Raw genomic sequence first — 1,071 nt, 5'->3', positions numbered from 1 at the left:
AGCTAGAATATTCCTCAAATTGTCCTGAAATATTTTTAAAATAATCAATAGAATCTAGCATTTTTTGATGAATCTTTTCTTTATCTGGATAATGTACATTCGATTTTATTTCTTCTTCATTTTCATAATCAGAAAACGCTTTTTTCTTTACATATTCAAATACTCCACCATTTTGCGCAAAACTTTGTATAGAAAACTCAGACATAGATACCACTGAAAGTATACAAACCGCTGCACTAATTATCATCATATGAATTTTGTAACTCTTCTTTTTTACCTTAAGATTATGTAGCGTGCCATTAATTTTTTCATTTAACTCTGGAGGTACTATAACATTTTCATCTTTTATTCTCTTTTTTAATTTCTCATCAAATAATTTTTCATTATCCATCCTTTACACCCCCTATTCCATCTTTAATCGTTTTTGTAGTTGTTCCCTCGCGCGTGACAATCTTGATTTCACTGTTCCTTTCGGTATTTCTAACAGCTTTGCTATACTCTCTTGATTCATGTCTTCATAGTAATAAAGCACCGTAACAGCTCTTAATTCTTCATGTAACGATTGAATCGCATTACACAAATCTATATCTTCATACTGATCACACGCACTCATATTGTAATCATTCTCTTCTGTCACAATTACATTTTTATACGCTCTAATAATATTGTTACACTCATTTATTAGTATTCGAATTAACCAAGTTTGAAAAAATTCTTCTTTTTTTAATTTTTTTATATTTTCATAGGCTTTTAAAATTGTTGTCTGTATCGCATCCTCTATATTTGTCTCATCACGTAACATCGCCTTTGCTATTCGATACATCTTCACTTTTTCTGTATGTATAAGCGCTATAAAGGCTTCATGATCACCTTTTTTCGCTAAAGAAACATCCGTTTCTTCTTTTATAATCATTTTATATAAAGGGATTACTTTCACAATCGCTCCTCCTGTTTCATCCTCACTTCATCACTTCCAATTTAACTTTACATATATTAGACGTATGAACCTAGAAAAAGGTTCACTTTTTTGAATATTTTTTTAATTAAAAAGATAAATATCCTTTATAAGGA

At 29.5% G+C, this 1,071-nt stretch carries 1 protein-coding gene and 1 pseudogene; both read right to left on the bottom strand.

From position 1 onward, the window contains the following. Positions 1-391 (bottom strand): annotated as a pseudogene (locus ABWK52_RS29450) (anti-sigma factor); the annotation flags it as partial. Between the two features lie 12 nt (positions 392-403). Beyond that, positions 404-937: an RNA polymerase sigma factor gene (locus ABWK52_RS29445; RefSeq protein WP_000864723.1), complete on the bottom strand. Its 534-nt coding sequence runs from the start codon at positions 935-937 to the stop codon at positions 404-406. Positions 938-1,071: the final 134 nt, after the last annotated feature.

Origin of the sequence: Bacillus sp. AP50, assembly GCF_040492675.1 — a bacterium.
GTDB lineage: Bacteria > Bacillota > Bacilli > Bacillales > Bacillaceae_G > Bacillus_A > Bacillus_A cereus.
The sequence above is the reverse complement of the archived record's forward strand: the minus strand, read 5'-3'. Positions and strand labels throughout refer to the sequence as shown.